Origin of the sequence: Blautia sp. TM10-2 (assembly GCF_003480845.1) — a bacterium.
GTDB classification, from domain to species: domain Bacteria; phylum Bacillota; class Clostridia; order Lachnospirales; family Lachnospiraceae; genus Fusicatenibacter; species Fusicatenibacter saccharivorans.
Genome location: NZ_QUJZ01000005.1, coordinates 237,941 through 255,600, shown reverse-complemented (window position 1 = coordinate 255,600; position 17,660 = coordinate 237,941). Strand labels below are relative to the sequence as shown.

Genomic DNA, 17,660 nt, shown 5'->3' with positions numbered 1-17,660 from the left:
TTCAAAAAAATTTCAAAATTCTCTTGACTGTTTATAGTTTGTCACCTCATTTCTAATTGTTTCTGTTGCTTCTGGAAATAGAAAAAGCCGCCACTCCAAAATAAAAAGTGAAGTGACGGCTCTTTCTATCGCCGGAATACGAGTTCCTGAAATGAAAAAAGCACCCAGTCATTTTATACTGAGTGCTGTATCAAATTCATATTCAATTATTCAAATTAGGTCAAACTATGTCAAACTGCCACAGACCAAAACGAGGGAACAAAGGGCTGAAAAGCGACCCCAAAACACCCCCAAAAATCGGCTCTCGGTTAACCACTTTGGGCACCACTTGACCCTCTTTTTGCCCTCTTTTTGGCCGGTTAACCACTTGCGGACCACTAAAAATTGGGTGAAAACGGTTCTCGTTTTTCCAAATTTGGTCAAACTATATCAGCCCGTTTAGATATAGTAAAACCCCGGAAAACCTTGATTTTCCGGGGTTTTTGAACCATTTTGATACGGTCTGAACAGCAGATTATCTCTTGCTGAACTGAGGTGCACGACGAGCTGCTTTGAGACCGTATTTCTTACGCTCTTTCATTCTAGGATCACGAGTCAGGAATCCTGCTTTTTTCAGAACTGGTCTGTAGTCGTTGTCTACAGTCAGAAGGGCACGTGCAACACCATGACGGATTGCTCCTGCCTGTCCTGTGTATCCGCCGCCGTGAACGTTTACGATCACGTCGAATTTATCGGATGTCTCTGTAGCTGCCAGAGGCTGACGAACGATAACTTTCAGGGTCTCCAGACCAAAATACTCATCGATGTCTCTTTTATTGATGGTAACTTTACCAGTTCCCGGTACAAGATATACTCTTGCGATAGATTTTTTTCTTCTTCCGGTTCCGTAATATTTTGCGCTAGCCAATGTTCTTTACCTCCCTATTAAAATGTTAATACTTCTGGTTTCTGAGCTGCATGAGCGTGCTCTGCACCAGCGTATACGTGAAGTTTTGTGAACATCTGTCTTCCAAGAGGTCCTTTTGGAAGCATGCCTTTCACTGCAAGTTCAACAACCTTCTCCGGTTTCTTAGCCATCATCTCACGAAGAGTAGCTTCTTTCATTCCGCCTACATAATCGGAGTGGCTGTAATAGATCTTCTGATCCAGTTTTTTACCGGTTACTGCTACTTTATCAGCGTTGATTACGATTACGTAATCACCAGTATCTACGTGCGGAGTGTACTCCGGTTTGTTTTTTCCACGTAATACTTTTGCTACTTCAGATGCCAGACGTCCTAATGTACATCCTTCTGCATCAACAACATACCATTTTCTTTCAATCTTATCTGGATTTGCCATAAAGGTGTTCATGGATATAACCTCCTGTGAAAAATTCAATTTACTGTTTCATGTATATAGGAAACCGCCTTACCGGGGCTTATGGCATCGGCGTTTTCAAACTACGTCACACATTTAGTAATTATATTATACGGATTTTGGAATGTCAACTATTTTTTACCCATATTTTGCATTTTTTTGCAAACTGCGAGTCCCGTTTTGCGGGAAATACAGACCACTTATGTCTTTACTCGAAATCCCATTCGGGATACCGGATCTGCACCAGGGTCAGCCCCTCCGGCCTGGCCGTTGCTCCCGCCATTTTTCGATCCTTCGCCGCAAGGATTTCTTTTACTTTCTCCGGCGGATAATCACCCTTTCCAACCTCAAGCAGTGTTCCGGTGATAATCCGCACCATATTGTAGAGAAAACCGTTTCCGGTGATCCGGAAGCGGATCAGATCGTCTTCTTTTTCCAAACTCGTTTCATAGATCGTACGGACCGTGTCGGTCACCTCCGGTTTTGCTGTTGCAAAGCTTTTAAAATCATGCATGCCAACCAGATACGATGCTGCCTGCCGCATCGCATCCACATCCAGCGGGCCGTACCAGAAATAGGAATTCAGTCTCCGCGTCGGATCTGCAAAGGTGCGGTTCAAAATCCTGTATTCATATGTTTTGACTGTTGCGGTAAAACGCGGGTGAAAGTCTGGCGGCACTTCGGATGATCCCTGAATACGGATATCTGCCGGAAGCCGTGTGTTGAGTGCAAATGCGATACGGTCCGCCGGCATTCTCGCATCCGTATCAAATACCGCAACATTGCCGAGAGCATGTACCCCGGCGTCGGTCCGGCTTGCGCCGATGCAGGCCGTTTTCTTCGCAAAAAGATCGGAAAGAGCCTGATTTAATACTTCCTGTACTGTAATGCCGTTTGGCTGCACCTGCCATCCACAATAATTTGTGCCGTCATACGCTACAATCAGCTTAATTCTGCGCATTCTTCTCCTCCGTTTTCGTCAAAGTCAGAGTCCGCACACGCGAAGGCCGATACTGCACACAAGGTATGCCATAAGAACGCCATACGCTGCATAATCGCGCGTCTGATACCGAAGCGGTTTCATCTGTGTTCTTCCCTCTCCTCCATGGTAGCAGCGTGCTTCCATCGCCAGCGCCAGATCATTTGCACGGCGGAATGCTGAAATAAACAGCGGCACCAGAAGCGGCACCATGTTCTTTACTCTCTGGATAATATTTCCGCTCTCAAAATCCGCGCCGCGCGCCATCTGCGCTTTCATAATCTTGTCTGTCTCTTCCAGGAGAATCGGGATAAAACGGAGTGCGATTGACATCATCATGGAAATCTCATGCACCGGCACATGGATTTTTTTCAATGGTCCGAGCAGGCTTTCGAGTGCATCCGTCAGCTGGTTCGGTGTTGTCGTCAGCGTCATCAGCGAAGAGCCGATCATCAGGAAAATCAGACGCACCGACATACGGCATGCCATAGCCACACCCTCACGGGTGATCGTAATTTTCCAGATACGGACGAGCACCTCACCCGGCGTAAATAAGATGTTAAACACCATCGTAATCGCAAGCAGCACAAAAATTGATTTCAGACCCTTCGTGATAAATTTGAACGGTACCTTCGACAGTTTAATCATCACCGCAAGGAATACGGTTCCAAGCAGATAGCCCCAATTGTGGAACAAAAAGAGGGAAACGACATAAACGATCGTTCCTACAAATTTCACACGCGGGTCAAGCCGGTGCAGAATGGAATCTGCCGGGTAATACTGTCCCAGAGTAATATCTCTTAACATACTTCTGCTCCTTTTTTCCCGTTTTTCTTCTGACTTCCAAGCGCCGCAAGAATCGTATCGCGCGCCTCTTCAACCGTTGTCGCCGTTACGTCCACGTCCATGCCGTGTTCCTTTAGCGCATGCATAATATACGTCATCTGCGGCGCCGCAAGACCGATTTTCTCGAGCTCTTTATAGTGAGCGAAGACTTTCTTCGGTGTATCGTCAAACGCCACATGACCGTGGTTCATGACAATAATCCGCTCTACATATTTTGCAATATCCTCCATGCTGTGCGATACGAGCACGACCGAAATGCCGCGCGTCTTATGCAGCAATGCAAGCTGATCGAGGATTTCATCGCGTCCCTTCGGATCAAGGCCTGCAGTCGGCTCGTCAAGCACCAGAAAATCCGGGTTCATGGCAAGCACACCGGCAATCGCAACACGACGTTTCTGACCTCCGGAGAGTTCAAACGGCGATTTTTCATACATTTCCTTTGGAAATCCGACATGATCCAGCGCCTCTTCCGCCCGTTTTCTGCATTCCTCCGGTGAAAGTCCCTGATTTTTCGGTCCGAAGCAGACATCTGTGATCACATCCGTCTCAAAAAGCTGATGCTCCGGGTACTGAAAAACCAGTCCCACATGGCTTCGAAGCTCTCTTAGCGGATATCCTTCTTTCCAGATATCCTCTCCGTTATACAGCACCCGTCCCAATGTCGGGCGGATCAGACCGTTCAAATGCTGCACAAGCGTCGATTTTCCGCTTCCCGTATGGCCGATAATCCCAACAAACTGGCCATTCGGAATTTCAAGATTGATATGCTCCAGGGCGTGCATTTCATATGCCGTTCCCGGGCTGTATGTGTACGTTACATCTTCAAGTTTCAATGACATAATGCATTCACCAGTTCTTCAATGGTCAAAATTCCCTCCGGGAGATCTACACCATTTTTTCTCAATTCATAAGCCAACAGTGTCACTTGGGGTACATCAAGACGGAGTTCTTTTAATTTCTCCACTTCGGAAAAAATCTCCCTTGGCGTCCCCTGCATTACCAGCTTACCGTTGTCCATAACGAACACACGGTCCGCAAAAACAACCTCTTCCATGTAATGCGTAATCAGAATAACCGTAACGCCCTTTTCTTCATTCAGCTTACGCACAGCGCGAAGAACCTCTTTTCGTCCGTTCGGATCCAGCATCGCGGTTGGTTCATCAAGAACAATACATTCCGGCTGCATAGCCATCACTCCTGCAATTGCAACCCTCTGTTTCTGACCTCCCGAGAGCTTATTCGGAGAGTGGGCCCGGTAGGAAATCATCCCGGTCGCCGTAAGGCTCTCCTCCACCCGTTTCCAGATTTCATCGGTCGGGACACCCAGATTTTCCGGTCCAAAGCCGACATCCTCTTCCACCACATTTCCGATGATCTGGTTATCCGGGTTCTGGAATACCATACCGGCTTTCTGGCGGATCTTCCAGACATCCTCCTCATCTGTCGTCTTCATATCGTCCACCCACATGGTGCCTTCTGTAGGCACCAGCAGAGCGTTGATATGTTTCGCAAGCGTTGATTTTCCGCTTCCGTTATGCCCGAGCACCGCAATAAACTGTCCCTTCTGGATTTCCAGACTGACATCCTCGATCGCTTTTGTTACTTCCGGCTCCTGTCCTTCCTCCTCGTAACGGAGGTATTCATACCCAAGGCCTGCAGCACGTATCATACCCATGACATTATTCCCCGCTTTCTTCTGCATCCGAGCGGATTTCATCAATCAGATTCCAGATCTCCTCGCGTCCCTGTTTTGTCTCTGCAGAAAACGGAATCACAATCGTATCTTTCTCAACCTCCAGCGTCTCGCGGATCAGCTTGATCTGTTTTTGAAGCTGGCTGCGCTTGATCTTGTCCAGCTTCGTCGCAATGATGATCGGCTGATAGCCGTTTCGAAGAATCCAGTCGTACATGATGCGGTCGTTGTTGGACGGTGCATGACGGATATCAATCAGAAGAAATACTGCGTGCAGCATTTTTGACTGATGCAGATAATCCTCGATCAGCTTGCCCCATTTTACTTTAACCTCCTCGGAGGCTCTCGCAAAACCGTATCCCGGCAGATCCACCAGATACATTTCCTCATTGATGTGGTAGTAGTTGATCGTCTGTGTTTTTCCCGGCTGCGCACTGGTACGCGCCAGTGATTTCCGATTCATCAGGGCATTGATGAGAGAAGATTTTCCAACATTGGATTTTCCCGCAAATGCCACTTCCACCTGACCGGTATCCGGCAGTTTACTGGTGATTCCGCAGACGTGCTGCAGCTCTACCTGTTTAATTACCATACTTTTCTTCTCCTGTTTTTTTGCATCTTCTGGCCTTACTCCTTTTCCACAAGTGCCAGTTTTAATACCTGTTCCATGCTGCCGACAAATTCGATCTGCAGTCCGTCTGTGATCTCCGCATCCAGTTCTCTTACATCCGGCTCATTTTTCTCTGGAACGAGAACCATATGGATACCGGCTTTCTTTGCCGCCAGCAGCTTCTCTTTTAAGCCGCCGATCGGAAGCACACGGCCGCGGAGCGTAATCTCTCCGGTCATCGCAACGTCTGCTTTTACCGGAACCTTTGTGATCGCGGAAACCATCGCCGTCGCCATCGTAATACCGGCAGACGGGCCATCTTTTGGAACGGCTCCCTCCGGAATGTGAATGTGGATGTCGTGTTTCTCGAAAAATTCTTTCGGAATCTCATACTGCTCTGCCACGGAACGAATAAAGCTGATGCCCGTCTGCGCAGACTCCTTCATCACATCGCCGAGCTGGCCGGTCAGCAGAAACTCTCCTTTTCCCGGCATCACATTGACCTCGATCTGCAGCGTATCGCCGCCGACTGCCGTCCAGGCAAGACCGCGCACAATACCAATCTCCGGTTTTTCGTTGGCCGGCTGGAACTCATACCTCTCTTTTCCGAGGAACTCTTCCAGGTTTTTTTTCGTCACAACAACCTCTTTTACCTGTTCCTCGAGAATCTTTCTCGCGCTCTTTCTGCAGATTCTGCCGATCTGGCGCTCCAGGGAGCGGACACCGGCCTCTCTGGTGTAGCCGCTGATCACTTCCATCAGCGCCTCATCCTCGATCACAAGCTGTGCTTCTTTCAGACCGTTCGCCTTCTTCTGCTTCGGAACGAGATGTTCTTTTGCGATATGGAACTTCTCGTTTTCCGTATAGCTTGAAATTTCAATCACTTCCATACGGTCCAGCAGCGGACGCGGAATGTTCTGAATATCATTTGCGGTTGCAATAAAGAGCACCTCCGAAAGGTCGATCGGAAGCTCTACGTAATGATCGGCAAATTTATTATTCTGCTCGGAATCGAGGACCTCAAGAAGTGCGGAAGAGGTATCTCCCTTGTAATCTGCACTTACTTTGTCGATCTCGTCGAGCAGCATCAGCGGATTTTTCACCTTCGCCTGATGGAGCCCCGCCGCAATGCGTCCCGGCATCGCGCCGATGTAGGTTCTTCTGTGGCCGCGGATCTCCGCCTCATCCCGCACACCGCCGAGACAGATGCGGACGTATTTTTTATTCAGGGCTCTCGCCACGCTTCTCGCAATCGAGGTCTTACCGGTTCCCGGAGGGCCTGCCAGGCAGAGAATCGGGCTCTCGCCTTTCTTCGTCAGGGTGCGTACAGCCAGGAATTCGAGGATTCTCTCTTTTACTTTCGAAAGACCGTAGTGATCTTCCTCCAGAATCTCGCGTGCTCTTGCCAGATCTTGATTGTCACGGGATGCCTTATCCCACGGAAGCCCCAGCAGTGTCTCGATATAGCCGCGGATCACGCCTGCCTCGGACGGATTGTTGGCCGAATTTTCCAGACGGTGAATCTCCTCGGAAATCCGCTCTTTTACCTCTTTGGAGGCTTTGAGCTTCTCAAGCTGCTTCTTATAATTTTCAATCTCGGTCCGGGAATTGTCCTCGCCGAGTTCCTCGCGGATGACTTTAAGCTGCTCGCGCAGAATATAATCACGCTGGTTCTTATCGATCCGCTCTTTGATTTTTCCCTGAATCTCCGAACGGATCTCCTGAATCTGAATCTCGTTGGCGATCATGACGCAGAGCGTATCATACCGCTCGGAAAGCTCCACAGCCTCCAGCAGTTTCTGGCGGTTTACGTAGTCGAGGGGCAGATTCATGCAGATCTGGTCCACCAGCTTTCCAACTTCTTCGGTTCCGAGGATCTGGCCTGCCAGTTCCTTGCTGACTTTCTGCGTCTGCTCGCAGTAGACGGCAAACAGCTCTTTTAAGTTGCGCAGCATTGCCTCCTGCTCGATATCGGAAAACTGCATTTCGTCCGAGCCGGTAAACAGCGCCACCTCGGCGCGGAGATACTCGCTCTCCTCTTCCTCGAAGTTCAGCAGTTCTGCGCGTCTTTCTGCTTCTACGAGAATCCGAAGAACATCCTTTGGCATTCTCACAACCTGTTTGATGACCGCAATTGTTCCAATTTTATACACATCAAGCAGACCCGGTACTTCCGTATCCGGGTCTTTCTGTGTAATCAGGAAAATTTTCTGGTCTCCCAGCATCGCCTCCTCGACCGCACGAACCGATTTAGGTCTGCTGATATCAAAATGTACAATCATATCCGGCAGAATCGTCGTTCCACGCAGCGCAATCGCCGGTAATACTTTTGTCACTTCTTCCATTTAAGTTTCCTCCTGCGTTTTTCAGGCGGTTTCCGGTCTTCCGGATCTTCTTCCCATATTCCGCCGTGGAACAGGGACCGGTTCGCCGTGAATAATCTCCGGCTCCGCCTTCTTTTCTACAGCGTCCTTGGTGATGACGCATTCTTTTGTCGTATTGTCCGACGGGATCTCATACATCAGATCCATCATCGTATCTTCCATGATTGCGCGGAGACCTCTGGCGCCTGTTTTCCGCTCCAGGGATTTCTTTGCAATCGCTTCGAGTGCATCTTCTTTGAAATCAAGCTGTACGCCGTCCAGCTCAAACAGCTTCTTGTACTGTTTGACCAGAGAATTCTTCGGCTCAACCAGAATCTTCATCAGGGCCGTCTCATCCAGAGAATTTAACGTAACGACAATCGGCACACGTCCGACAAACTCCGGAATCAGGCCGAACTTGGTCAGATCCTGCGGCATGACCTGACGGAGCAGATCTCCGACATTCTCATCTTTTGCATGGCCGATCGGATTGTTGAATCCGATGGATTTCGTATCCTGTCTCGTCTCGATGATCTTCTCGAGTCCTTCGAATGCACCGCCGCAGATAAAGAGGATATTCGTCGTATCAATCTGAATAAACTCCTGATGCGGATGCTTTCTTCCGCCCTGCGGCGGAACGGAAGCTACAGTTCCCTCCAGGATTTTCAGCAGTGCCTGCTGTACACCCTCGCCGGAAACATCTCGTGTGATCGAAGCGTTTTCGGATTTTCTTGTGATTTTATCGATCTCATCGATGTAGATGATGCCGTGCTCAGCGCGCTCGATATCATAGTCTGCTGCCTGAATGAGGCGGAGCAGAATGTTTTCTACGTCCTCGCCGACATAACCTGCCTCGGTGAGCGCCGTTGCGTCTGCAATTGCAAACGGAACGTTGATCAGTTTGGCCAGTGTCTGTGCCAGATACGTTTTTCCGGAACCGGTCGGTCCGAGCATCAGAATGTTGCTCTTCTGCAGTTCGATGTCGGAGGATGCACCGGAAAGCACTCGTTTGTAATGGTTGTAAACAGCAACGGAGAGCACTTTTTTCGCCTCATCCTGTCCGATTACGTAGTCATCCAGAAATGCTTTGATTTCCTTTGGTTTGATCAGGTTGATCTCGTCGGTATCCTGCTCGCCGTACAGATCCTCAAATTCTTCCTGAATGATCTCCGAGCAGATTGCCACGCAGTCATCACAGATGTATGCCCCGTCCGGGCCTGCGATCAGCTTGCGTACCTGGTCTTCTGTCTTTCCGCAGAAAGAGCAGCGGATCTTGGTATCATTCCCTTTTATAGCCATCGTTTTCTTCCTTTCAACATATTACAACTAAACCTTATCGCCGGATAAGGCAAAAGGTGCCACAAAAGCCTCATTGCCGGAACTACGCTTTTGGACACCTTTCCTCTCTTATCGGTTCGTAATTACATTATCAATCAGACCGTATGCTTTTGCTTCCTCTGCGGACATGTAGTTGTCACGCTCGGTATCGATCTCAATCTGTTCCAGCGGTTTTCCTGTATTTGCCGCCAGAATTTCATTTAATTTCCGTTTGGTTTTCAGAATCTGTTCTGCAACGATTTTGATCTCGGTTGCCTGACCCTGTGCACCGCCGGATGGCTGATGAATCATGATTTCAGAGTTTGGCAGAGCCATTCTCTTTCCTTTGGTACCGCCGGCAAGAAGGAATGCTCCCATGCTGGCAGCCATACCGATACAGATCGTGGATACATCACATTTGATGTACTGCATCGTATCATAGATAGCAAGTCCTGCGCTTACAGAACCTCCCGGGCTGTTGATATACATGTGGATATCTTTTCCCGGATCTTCAGACTCCAGGAACAGAAGCTGTGCAACGATCAGGTTTGCCGATACGTCAGTGACTTCCTCTCCCAGAAAAATAATACGGTCGTTCAGCAGTCTTGAATAAATATCGTAACTTCTCTCTCCCCTGCTTGTCTGCTCGATGACATAAGGTACAAAACTCATTCAATTGCCTCTCTTTCCGAGGTCTTACGCCTCTTTTGCGCTGTCGGCCATGAGAGTTACTGCTTCCTGAACAGCGAGATCTTTCTTCATCTGCTCTTTCTCATATTCGCCAACGAGCTCTTTGAATTTATCCAGCTCCATTTTGTACATTTCAGCCATTTTAGCCAGCTCTTCGTCCAGCTTCTCATCGCTGATCTGGATGTTTTCTGCTTCTGCAACTTTCTCAAGTACCAGTCTGCTCTCGATTCTCTTAACAGCCTGCGGTTTCATCTGCTCTTTTAAGGAATCAACGGTAGCGCCTGTAAACTGCATGTACTGCTCCATGGACAGACCCTGGGACTGGATTCTTCTTGCGAAATCGTCAACCATGTTCTCTACCTGCGTATCGATCATAGCTTCCGGAATCTCCATTGTTGCGTTCTCTACTGCTTTATCTACGACAGCGTTCTCTTTTTCTGTCTTAGCCTGCTCTTCTTTTTTCTTGGTCAGGTTGTCTTTGATTTCTTTTTTGTACTCATCCAGAGTATCGAACTCGGAAACGTCTTTTGCGAAGTCGTCATCAAGTGCCGGAAGCTCTTTTGCTTCGATTTTGTGGATGGTGCATTTGAATACTGCTGCTTTTCCAGCAAGCTCTTCTGCCTGATAATCCTCTGGGAAAGTAACGTTTACTTCCTTCTCCTCTTCCAGAGCTGCGCCAACGAGCTGCTCTTCGAATCCCGGAATGAAGGAATGGGAGCCAAGGGTCAGCGGATAATCTTTTCCAGCGCCGCCGTCGAACGGAACGCCGTCTACAGAACCTTCGAAGTCAAGTGTAACGGTATCTCCGTCTGCTGCCGGACGATCCTCTACATTGATGGTTCTTGCATTTTTCTCCTGCTCTTTTTTCAGCTCAGCTTCTACTTCTTCATCTGTAACGGTTGTGTCAGCTTTTGCTACTTCCAGACCTTTGTACTCGCCAAGGGTAACTTCCGGTTTTACTGCTACAGTTGCGGTAAAGATGAAAGCTTTGCCTTTTTCGATCTGCTCTACGTTGATCTCCGGACGGGATACGATGTCCAGTTTGCTCTCTTCTGCTGCTTTGGAATACTCTTCCGGAACAAGGCTGTTTACAGCATCCTCATAGAATACTGCCGGGCCATACATTTTTTCTACCATAGCTCTCGGAACTTTTCCTTTACGGAAGCCCGGAACGCTGATGTTCTTTTTCTGTTTCTGGTAAGCTTTCTCCAGTGCTTTCTCTAATTCTTCAGCCGGAACCTCAATGGTAAGTTTGGCCATATTCTTTTCTAAATTTTCGACCTGTACACTCATTTTATCAATTTCCTCCTTGATTTATCTGAAAAGCGGCAGAAAACCTGCACACCTCTCCATTCTACAGTCATTTATCGAGTATAGCATACTCTTTTCAAAAACGCCAGTGATTTTTTTATATTTCTGTGGTTTTTAGGCTTTTTTTTAGCAATGAAATACGATTTTTTCCGCCATTTCTTTTGCTTTGTCCTCTCCCTGCAGAACACGGATCAGCTCCAGTGCGAAGTCAGTGGCTGCTCCCATGCCGCGGCCGGTGGTCACATTTTTGTCGGTGACTGCCGGTACATCGAGTACGTTTGCGCCTGCCAGCTTTTCTTCAAATCCCGGGAAGCAGACAGCGTTTTTATCTTTTAAGATGCCCATCACACCAAGGATGCTCGGCGCTGCGCAGATGGCTGCCAGTTTCTTTCCCTGATCGTCATAGGAACGGATCAGCGCTGCGAGCGTCTCGTTTCCGGCCAGATTTAATGTACCCGGCATTCCGCCCGGAAGTACCAGCATGTCTCCGTCATCAAACTCTCCCTCTTCGATGGTTTCATCTGCAAGAATGGTGATTTTGTGGGATCCTGTTACTTCTTTTCTTCCCATAATAGAAACGGTGCATACGTCTTCTCCGGCTCTGCGCAGCAGATCCACCGGGGTCAGTGCCTCAATCTCTTCACATCCGTCTGCCAGAAATACATAAATCTTTGCCATGGTTTTGTCCTCCTGTGTTGTATGATCAGTCTCGTGTGTTTTGTCACGTGATATTCTCTGCTTTTCTTTGTAACAAACCGCCGCTATTATACCACATTTTTCCGCAGAATGCTTGCATTTCATAAAAATTTCAGGACTTTTTTCGCAAAAAGCCGGATTTCGCTTAACATCACGGGAAAAGCATGGTAAACTCTTGAAAAAAGCAGTGATGCAATCACGAGAAGGAGTCTCTTTTATGGAAATCGAACGCAAATACCTTCTGGATCAGCTTCCGGAAAATCTTACAAGCTATCCATGTAAAAAAATCGAGCAGGGCTATCTTTCCACCGAACCGGTTGTCCGCATCCGCCGCTCTGACGACGAATATTATCTGACCTACAAGTCAAAAGGGCTGATGGTGCGTGAAGAGTATAATCTTCCGCTCACAAAGGAATCCTACCTGCATCTGCGGGAAAAGGCAGACGGCGTTCTCATCTCAAAAACACGCTATCTGCTGCCGCTTACCGGAACGGATCTGACGATCGAGCTCGATGTCTTTGATGCGCCGTATGAAGGCCTTTACCTCGCAGAGGTGGAGTTTCCGGACGAAGCATCCGCAAACGCCTTTGTTCCTCCGGTATGGTTTGGAAAGGATGTAACCTATTCTTCCGATTATCACAACAGTACGCTCAGTAAAGGAAAAAAACTATAAATTACCAGAAAAAATCCCGGTGCCTTTTCCACGGCTGCCGGGATTTTTCCGCTCGTTTGTTTTTTTACTCTTTTTTGTGCTTGCTTTTTGCTTGTTTTGGTTTGTTTTTTTGTGCATACATTCTTTATTTTGCTGCTTTCACATTAGCGTCATTCTGTCAAAGCGGCGGTGCTGCTCCTTCTAATCCACTCCCTTTGATTTCCGGATGCAGGCTCGTGTTGCATCAATAACAGCACTTCTCAGTTTCTCCCGCTCCAGTACGGCAACCGCTTCGATGGTGGTTCCGCCTGGCGAGCAGACCATGTCTTTTAATTCTCCCGGGTGCATTCCTGTCTCGAGAAGCATTTTGGCGCTTCCAAGGACAGACTGTGCAGCAAATTCATATGCCTGTTTTCTCGGCATTCCTTCGGCTACGGCCGCATCTGCAAGAGCCTCCAGGAAAAGAAATACGTACGCCGGCGAGCTTCCGCTGACACCTGTGACGGTATCCATCAGATACTCCGGAACAACTTCTGCGCGGCCAAAGCTTTTCAGGAGGGTTAAAACGAGCTGCAGCTCTTCCTCCGTCACGAGATCATTGGCACAGACGCCGGTCATTCCTTCTCCGACGAGTGCTGGTGTGTTTGGCATGGTGCGAATTAACTTTGTTGGTTTTCCGATTTCTGTACCCAGCCATTGTAAAGACTTACCGGGAAGAATCGATACGATAATCTTCTCGGGTGAGATGAAGTTTTTGACGAGGTTTATTATATTTTTTATTTGGTTTGGCTTTACTGCCAGGAATACAAGATCGGATCCGGCTACGACCGCTTCGTTCTCCGTAGTCGCCTGGACTCCAAACTGGTTGGTCAAGCGTTCCACACTTTTCTCCGTGCGGACCGATACCAGAATGTCATCTGCAGATACAACTCCTTTTTGAATCATTCCGCCAATCATGGCACTCGCCATGTTGCCGCCGCCGATAAAACCTACTTTCATGTCTGTTCGCCTCCGTATGCCTGTGTTGTAAAAAATATATGCGACATCCATAGTATGCAATAAAATTTACTTTTTTGCAATACTTTTTCTCTATTTTTCTTCTTTTCTTTTGCAATTTTCTTTATTTTTTTCGAATGAAATGTCGCTGTTTGTCGACGAATGTCGAAAAGTGTCTTTTTCTGTCTTTTTTCGCTTTTCTATTCCGCCGGAATCAGCCTTTGGCGGCGGCCTCTTCGGCGTATTTTGTTGTCACGAGTGTCTTGTACGGTGCCTTTTTCTCCAGCTCTCCCGCCTGCTCCAGAATCTCCTGCAGAAGATCAAAACTTTCTTCCTCAAAGATCAGATTTTCTTTCCACGTATCCTGCTCATAGTAGCGGCGCACGATCGCGGTGATGGTTTCCAGCTCGGTTTCTGCAAACTGCGGCGCAATCACTTCTGCAATCTCCTCCGGTGTGTGCGTCTGCACGAAGTCCATTCCCTTCTGCAGTGCCTTCGTGAATTTTTCTACGGTTGCGCCGTGCGTTTTCAGATAACTCTGTTTGACGCTGTACGACGTATACGGCACATACCCGGATTCCGTTCCGACCGATGCCACGACATAGCCGTCGCCCTTCTGCTCGAGCAGTGTCGCGGACGGTTCAAATTCAATCGTATAATCCCCCTGCCCGCCGGAGAACGCGGCAGCTGTGGAACCAAAATCGATGCTCTGGTTAATGTTTACGTCTTTTTTATCAATCCCTTTCTGCGCCAGAACATACTCAAAGACCATTTCCGGCATACCGCCTTTTCTTCCCCCTAATACCTCTTTGTTTTTCAATTTCTCCCAGGTAAACGAATTGTCTTTCTCTCTTCCCACAACAAAGTTTCCCGCCCGCTGCGTCAGCTGCGCGAAGTTCACAACCGGGTCTGCGGTTCCCTCGAGGTACGCGTAGACGGTTGCCTCCGCCCCCATAAACCCGATATCCGCCTCGCCGGAAATCATCGCCGTCAGCACTTTATCTGCACCAAATCCTGTCATCAGCGTCAGATCAATGCCCTCGTCCGCGAAATACCCCTCCTCAATTGCCACGTACTGCGGGGCGTAAAAAATGGAGTGGGCAACCTCATTTAATGTCACCTGCTCCACTTTTTCTTTTGTCTCATCTTTTGCCCCGCATCCCGCCAGCGTCACTGCCGCCATTGCCAGTACAAGCGCACCTGTCAGCCATTTTCCTTTCATCAACAGATTCTCCTGTTTTTTCATTCTAACCTTAGAATATGATTTCCCGGTAAAAATGCGCGCAAAAAACAAAGGAGAAATGTTCGAATTTCGTTTCTCCTTCGTTTCTTATTTCTTCTCTTGTTTTTCTTTTGCCTTCTGTTCTTCTTTCGTCCGGATTTTGTCTTCGTACATTTTCAGATCTGCCTCGTGCAGCAGGTCGGAGGCGGAACGACCTTCCGCAGGAGCTTTGCAAAGTTCAGGATCATGATGTCGCCCATCTCGTGGCCCAGCGTATCGTTGACCTTTTTCAGATCGTCTGTCACCATCCAGTTATTCTGCTCCGCGGTCCAATAGCTTCCGTCAACACATTTAGGCTTCCTTTTCCGAAATTTTCTATTTTGAAAAACAAATTGAGGATCTCCGCAAAATTTGTTATAGTAAGGGTAATTCAAATAGTTACAAAGGAGGCTATTATGATAATAAAATCAGTTGCTGTTCTGGGCGCCGGAGCGGTTGGGTCTTATGTAATCTGGGGGCTTTCGGAGAAAAAGGACATCCGGCTTGGCGTTATCGCGTCCGGGGAACGGGCGAAGCGTCTGAAAAACAAAGGATGCAAAATTAACGATACGGTTTATCACCCGGAGGTATGGACACCGGAAGAGGCACACGGCGTGGATTTTCTGATCGTCTCGCTCAAATACGGCGCACTGCCGGGGGCTCTTGACAATATTACTGCCGTTACCGGCGAGAATACTGTGATCATGAGTCTGATGAACGGCGTGGACAGTGAGGAGATCATCGCGGAAAAAGTCGGTGCGGAGCATCTGCTTCATGCTGTTATCAAAGTAGCTTCTCATAAAGAGAATGACGGCTACGTTTTCAACCCTGAGGCGACGCTCGGCATCATTTTCGGCGAAGTTTCGGCGCCGTACGACAGTGAGCGTGTGCAGGCTGTTCTGGATCTGTTCTCCGGCACAGGGCTGCATTACCGGGCAACCGATTGTATTTTAGAGGAAATATGGAGCAAATTCCGGCTGAATGTCTGCAATAACCTGCCGCAGGCTATTCTCGGTGCCGGGGTCGGCTGCTACCGCGACAGTGTACATATGAAGGCGATCAGCGACGGACTCCGCGCAGAACTGATGGCGATTGCGGAGGCAAAGGGAATTGATATCAGCAAGGCGGATGTCTCCTCGGGACGCGGAAGTGCGGTTCCGCCGACGGCGCGCTACTCGACGCTCCAGGATCTCGATGCGGGACGCCATACGGAAATTGATATGTTCTCGGGTGCGCTGATCCGCATGGGAAAAGAGCTTGGAATTCCAACGCCTTACAATGAATTTACGTACCATATGATCAAAGCACTGGAAGAGAAAAACGACGGACGGTTTGACTACAGCGGAAGCGAAGAACCGCTCTGGGCGAAATAGATACGATAGGAGAATCTCACGATGAAAGAAATCAAATGGGCTGTACTCGGATGCGGTGTGATTGCAAATGAAATGGCGGTCGCACTGCAGAAAAACGGAAAGAATATTTACGCAGTCGGCAACCGGACCCATGAGAAGGCGGCTGCTTTTGCGGAGAAATATGGAATTGGAAAAGTTTACGATGATTTCCATGAGATGTTTACCGATCCGGAGGTCGATGTCATTTATATCACGACGCCGCACAACACGCATCTTGGCTTTATGAAAGAGGCGATTGCCAATGGAAAACACATTCTCGTTGAGAAATCGATTACGCTGAACAGCGACGAGCTCGACGAGGCCATAGCGCTTGCAAAAGAAAAAGGTGTCATCATCGGAGAGGCAATGACGATTTACCATATGCCGATCTACAAAGAGCTGAAAAAAATTCTCGACTCCGGCCGTCTCGGCAGAGTCAATCTGATCACGATGAACTTCGGCAGTTTCAAAGAGTACAACATGAAGAACCGCTTCTTCAACCGGAATCTCGCAGGCGGCGCGATGCTTGATATCGGCGTATACGCACTCTCCTTCCTCCGCTGGTTCTTCGACTCCAAGCCGGATCAGCTCCTTTCCCAGGTAAAGCCCGCTCCGACCGGTGTGGACGAGCAGGCCGGCCTCCTTCTCACCAATCAGGAAGGACAGATGGCAAGTGTGATGCTCTCTCTCCACTCCAAACAGCCGAAACGCGGCATGGTTTCCTGTGAGAACGGATTTATCGAGATCATGGAGTACCCGCGTGCCTGGGAAGCAAAAATCACAGACGCTTCCACCGGCGAATCCGAAATCATCAAAGCCGGTGACAACGCCGATGCACTCGCCTATGAGCTCGCCGACATGGAACGCGCCATCAATGGAGATGCATCTGCCATGCACCTCGACTACACGAAGGACGTCATGGATCTGATGACCTCCTTCCGCAGAACCTGGGGCTATACGTACCCGGAGGAAGAAAAATAAGATTCGCACATCAAAAGCCCCTGCCCGGCACACATCAGATGCCGGGCAGGGGCACTTCTTTTCACCTGCAATACTCTGCAATTTTCTTTTTCAGTAATTCCGCATCAATCGGCTTTGCGATATGCACGTCCATGCCGGCCTCTTTTGCGGCCTGCCGGTCTTCAACAAAGGCGTTGGCGCTCATGGCGAAAATCGGAATGGAGGCGGCATCATCACGTCCATGACTTCCACGCATATTTTATACTTCATTTTACGCTGATATTATTTTCTCTGTCAACCCAAATAACATTACATTTCCAATATTTTGCATGTCTTTTTTATTTTTCTGAATTTTTTTAAAATCTTCCGTTTTTCTCTTGCACAATTGTTTTTATGCGTATATAATTGTCTGCAGAAAGCAAAGGGGAGCTCGCGTGCGAAGCGGGCTGAGAGTAGGATGCATCTCCTAGACCCTGAACCTGATTTGGGTAATGCCAACGTAGGGAGATACGATATGCACATTTTCTGCAGATATA

Annotated in this window: 19 protein-coding genes and 1 riboswitch; of the genes, 3 read left to right on the top strand and 16 right to left on the bottom strand. The window is 48.5% G+C overall.

What is annotated here, in order from left to right; translation table 11 throughout:
- Nucleotides 1-514: 514 nt before the first annotated feature.
- The 12 genes from rpsI to DXD92_RS07035 form a co-directional block, all read right to left on the bottom strand.
- A complete protein-coding gene (gene rpsI / locus DXD92_RS07090) occupies nt 515-907 on the bottom strand; it encodes a 30S ribosomal protein S9 (RefSeq protein WP_117509622.1) in 393 nt (130 codons plus the stop codon).
- A 17-nt stretch (nt 908-924) separates the two neighbouring features.
- Nucleotides 925-1,353: a 50S ribosomal protein L13 gene (gene rplM, locus DXD92_RS07085; protein ID WP_055219851.1), complete on the bottom strand. Its 429-nt coding sequence runs from the start codon at nt 1,351-1,353 to the stop codon at nt 925-927.
- Between the two features lie 214 nt (nt 1,354-1,567).
- On the bottom strand, nt 1,568-2,320 hold the full coding sequence (gene truA, locus DXD92_RS07080; RefSeq protein ID WP_055265739.1) for a tRNA pseudouridine(38-40) synthase TruA: 753 nt from the start codon (nt 2,318-2,320) through the stop codon (nt 1,568-1,570).
- Between the two features lie 24 nt (nt 2,321-2,344).
- Entirely contained in the window at nt 2,345-3,145 is an 801-nt protein-coding gene (locus tag DXD92_RS07075) for an energy-coupling factor transporter transmembrane component T family protein (RefSeq protein ID WP_055265741.1), read from the bottom strand.
- Nucleotides 3,139-4,023: an energy-coupling factor transporter ATPase gene (locus tag DXD92_RS07070; RefSeq protein WP_055226923.1), complete on the bottom strand. Its 885-nt coding sequence runs from the start codon at nt 4,021-4,023 to the stop codon at nt 3,139-3,141. The genes DXD92_RS07075 and DXD92_RS07070 overlap by 7 nt, the downstream gene beginning before the upstream one ends.
- Complete coding sequence (locus DXD92_RS07065) at nt 4,014-4,859, bottom strand: energy-coupling factor transporter ATPase (protein ID WP_055219895.1); 846 nt, start codon at nt 4,857-4,859, stop codon at nt 4,014-4,016. The genes DXD92_RS07070 and DXD92_RS07065 overlap by 10 nt, the downstream gene beginning before the upstream one ends.
- 4 nt (nt 4,860-4,863) lie before the next feature.
- Entirely contained in the window at nt 4,864-5,469 is a 606-nt protein-coding gene (gene yihA, locus DXD92_RS07060) for a ribosome biogenesis GTP-binding protein YihA/YsxC (protein ID WP_118640319.1), read from the bottom strand.
- A gap of 35 nt (nt 5,470-5,504) precedes the next feature.
- Nucleotides 5,505-7,832, bottom strand: coding sequence for an endopeptidase La (lon, locus tag DXD92_RS07055; protein WP_118640318.1), 2,328 nt, complete (start codon nt 7,830-7,832; stop codon nt 5,505-5,507).
- A 21-nt stretch (nt 7,833-7,853) separates the two neighbouring features.
- The gene (clpX, locus tag DXD92_RS07050; RefSeq protein ID WP_118640317.1) at nt 7,854-9,149 is read right to left on the bottom strand and encodes an ATP-dependent Clp protease ATP-binding subunit ClpX; all 1,296 of its coding nucleotides are present in this window, start codon (nt 9,147-9,149) and stop codon (nt 7,854-7,856) included.
- A gap of 108 nt (nt 9,150-9,257) precedes the next feature.
- Entirely contained in the window at nt 9,258-9,839 is a 582-nt protein-coding gene (clpP, locus tag DXD92_RS07045) for an ATP-dependent Clp endopeptidase proteolytic subunit ClpP (protein WP_022461349.1), read from the bottom strand.
- Nucleotides 9,840-9,863: 24 nt separating this feature from the next.
- Nucleotides 9,864-11,150 (bottom strand): trigger factor, encoded by a 1,287-nt coding sequence (tig, locus tag DXD92_RS07040; RefSeq protein WP_022461348.1) that lies wholly within the window; start codon nt 11,148-11,150, stop codon nt 9,864-9,866.
- Nucleotides 11,151-11,294: 144 nt separating this feature from the next.
- Nucleotides 11,295-11,846: a DJ-1 family glyoxalase III gene (locus DXD92_RS07035; protein WP_055219893.1), complete on the bottom strand. Its 552-nt coding sequence runs from the start codon at nt 11,844-11,846 to the stop codon at nt 11,295-11,297.
- 235 nt (nt 11,847-12,081) lie between these two features.
- On the opposite strand from DXD92_RS07035, the gene DXD92_RS07030 reads away from it, so the two are divergent.
- Nucleotides 12,082-12,537: a CYTH domain-containing protein gene (locus tag DXD92_RS07030; RefSeq protein WP_022461346.1), complete on the top strand. Its 456-nt coding sequence runs from the start codon at nt 12,082-12,084 to the stop codon at nt 12,535-12,537.
- Between the two features lie 180 nt (nt 12,538-12,717).
- Here the strand turns inward: DXD92_RS07030 and proC are convergent, their stop codons facing one another.
- The 3 genes from proC to DXD92_RS07015 all read right to left on the bottom strand — a co-directional run bounded on the left by proC (nt 12,718) and on the right by DXD92_RS07015 (nt 15,042).
- Nucleotides 12,718-13,515 (bottom strand): pyrroline-5-carboxylate reductase, encoded by a 798-nt coding sequence (gene proC / locus DXD92_RS07025; protein ID WP_117760472.1) that lies wholly within the window; start codon nt 13,513-13,515, stop codon nt 12,718-12,720.
- 211 nt (nt 13,516-13,726) lie between these two features.
- Complete coding sequence (locus DXD92_RS07020) at nt 13,727-14,734, bottom strand: ABC transporter substrate-binding protein (RefSeq protein ID WP_118640316.1); 1,008 nt, start codon at nt 14,732-14,734, stop codon at nt 13,727-13,729.
- 176 nt (nt 14,735-14,910) lie between these two features.
- Nucleotides 14,911-15,042: a diguanylate cyclase domain-containing protein gene (locus DXD92_RS07015; RefSeq protein ID WP_117801967.1), complete on the bottom strand. Its 132-nt coding sequence runs from the start codon at nt 15,040-15,042 to the stop codon at nt 14,911-14,913.
- Between the two features lie 147 nt (nt 15,043-15,189).
- On the opposite strand from DXD92_RS07015, the gene DXD92_RS07010 reads away from it, so the two are divergent.
- Nucleotides 15,190-16,146 (top strand): ketopantoate reductase family protein, encoded by a 957-nt coding sequence (locus DXD92_RS07010; RefSeq protein WP_118640315.1) that lies wholly within the window; start codon nt 15,190-15,192, stop codon nt 16,144-16,146.
- A gap of 21 nt (nt 16,147-16,167) precedes the next feature.
- Complete coding sequence (locus tag DXD92_RS07005; protein WP_055219831.1) at nt 16,168-17,145, top strand: Gfo/Idh/MocA family protein; 978 nt, start codon at nt 16,168-16,170, stop codon at nt 17,143-17,145.
- A gap of 61 nt (nt 17,146-17,206) precedes the next feature.
- Here DXD92_RS07005 and DXD92_RS07000 read toward each other — a convergent pair whose 3' ends face one another.
- On the bottom strand, nt 17,207-17,380 hold the full coding sequence (locus DXD92_RS07000) for a response regulator (protein WP_117760475.1): 174 nt from the start codon (nt 17,378-17,380) through the stop codon (nt 17,207-17,209).
- Between the two features lie 156 nt (nt 17,381-17,536).
- Nucleotides 17,537-17,648: riboswitch (TPP riboswitch) on the top strand.
- Nucleotides 17,649-17,660 lie beyond the last annotated feature (12 nt).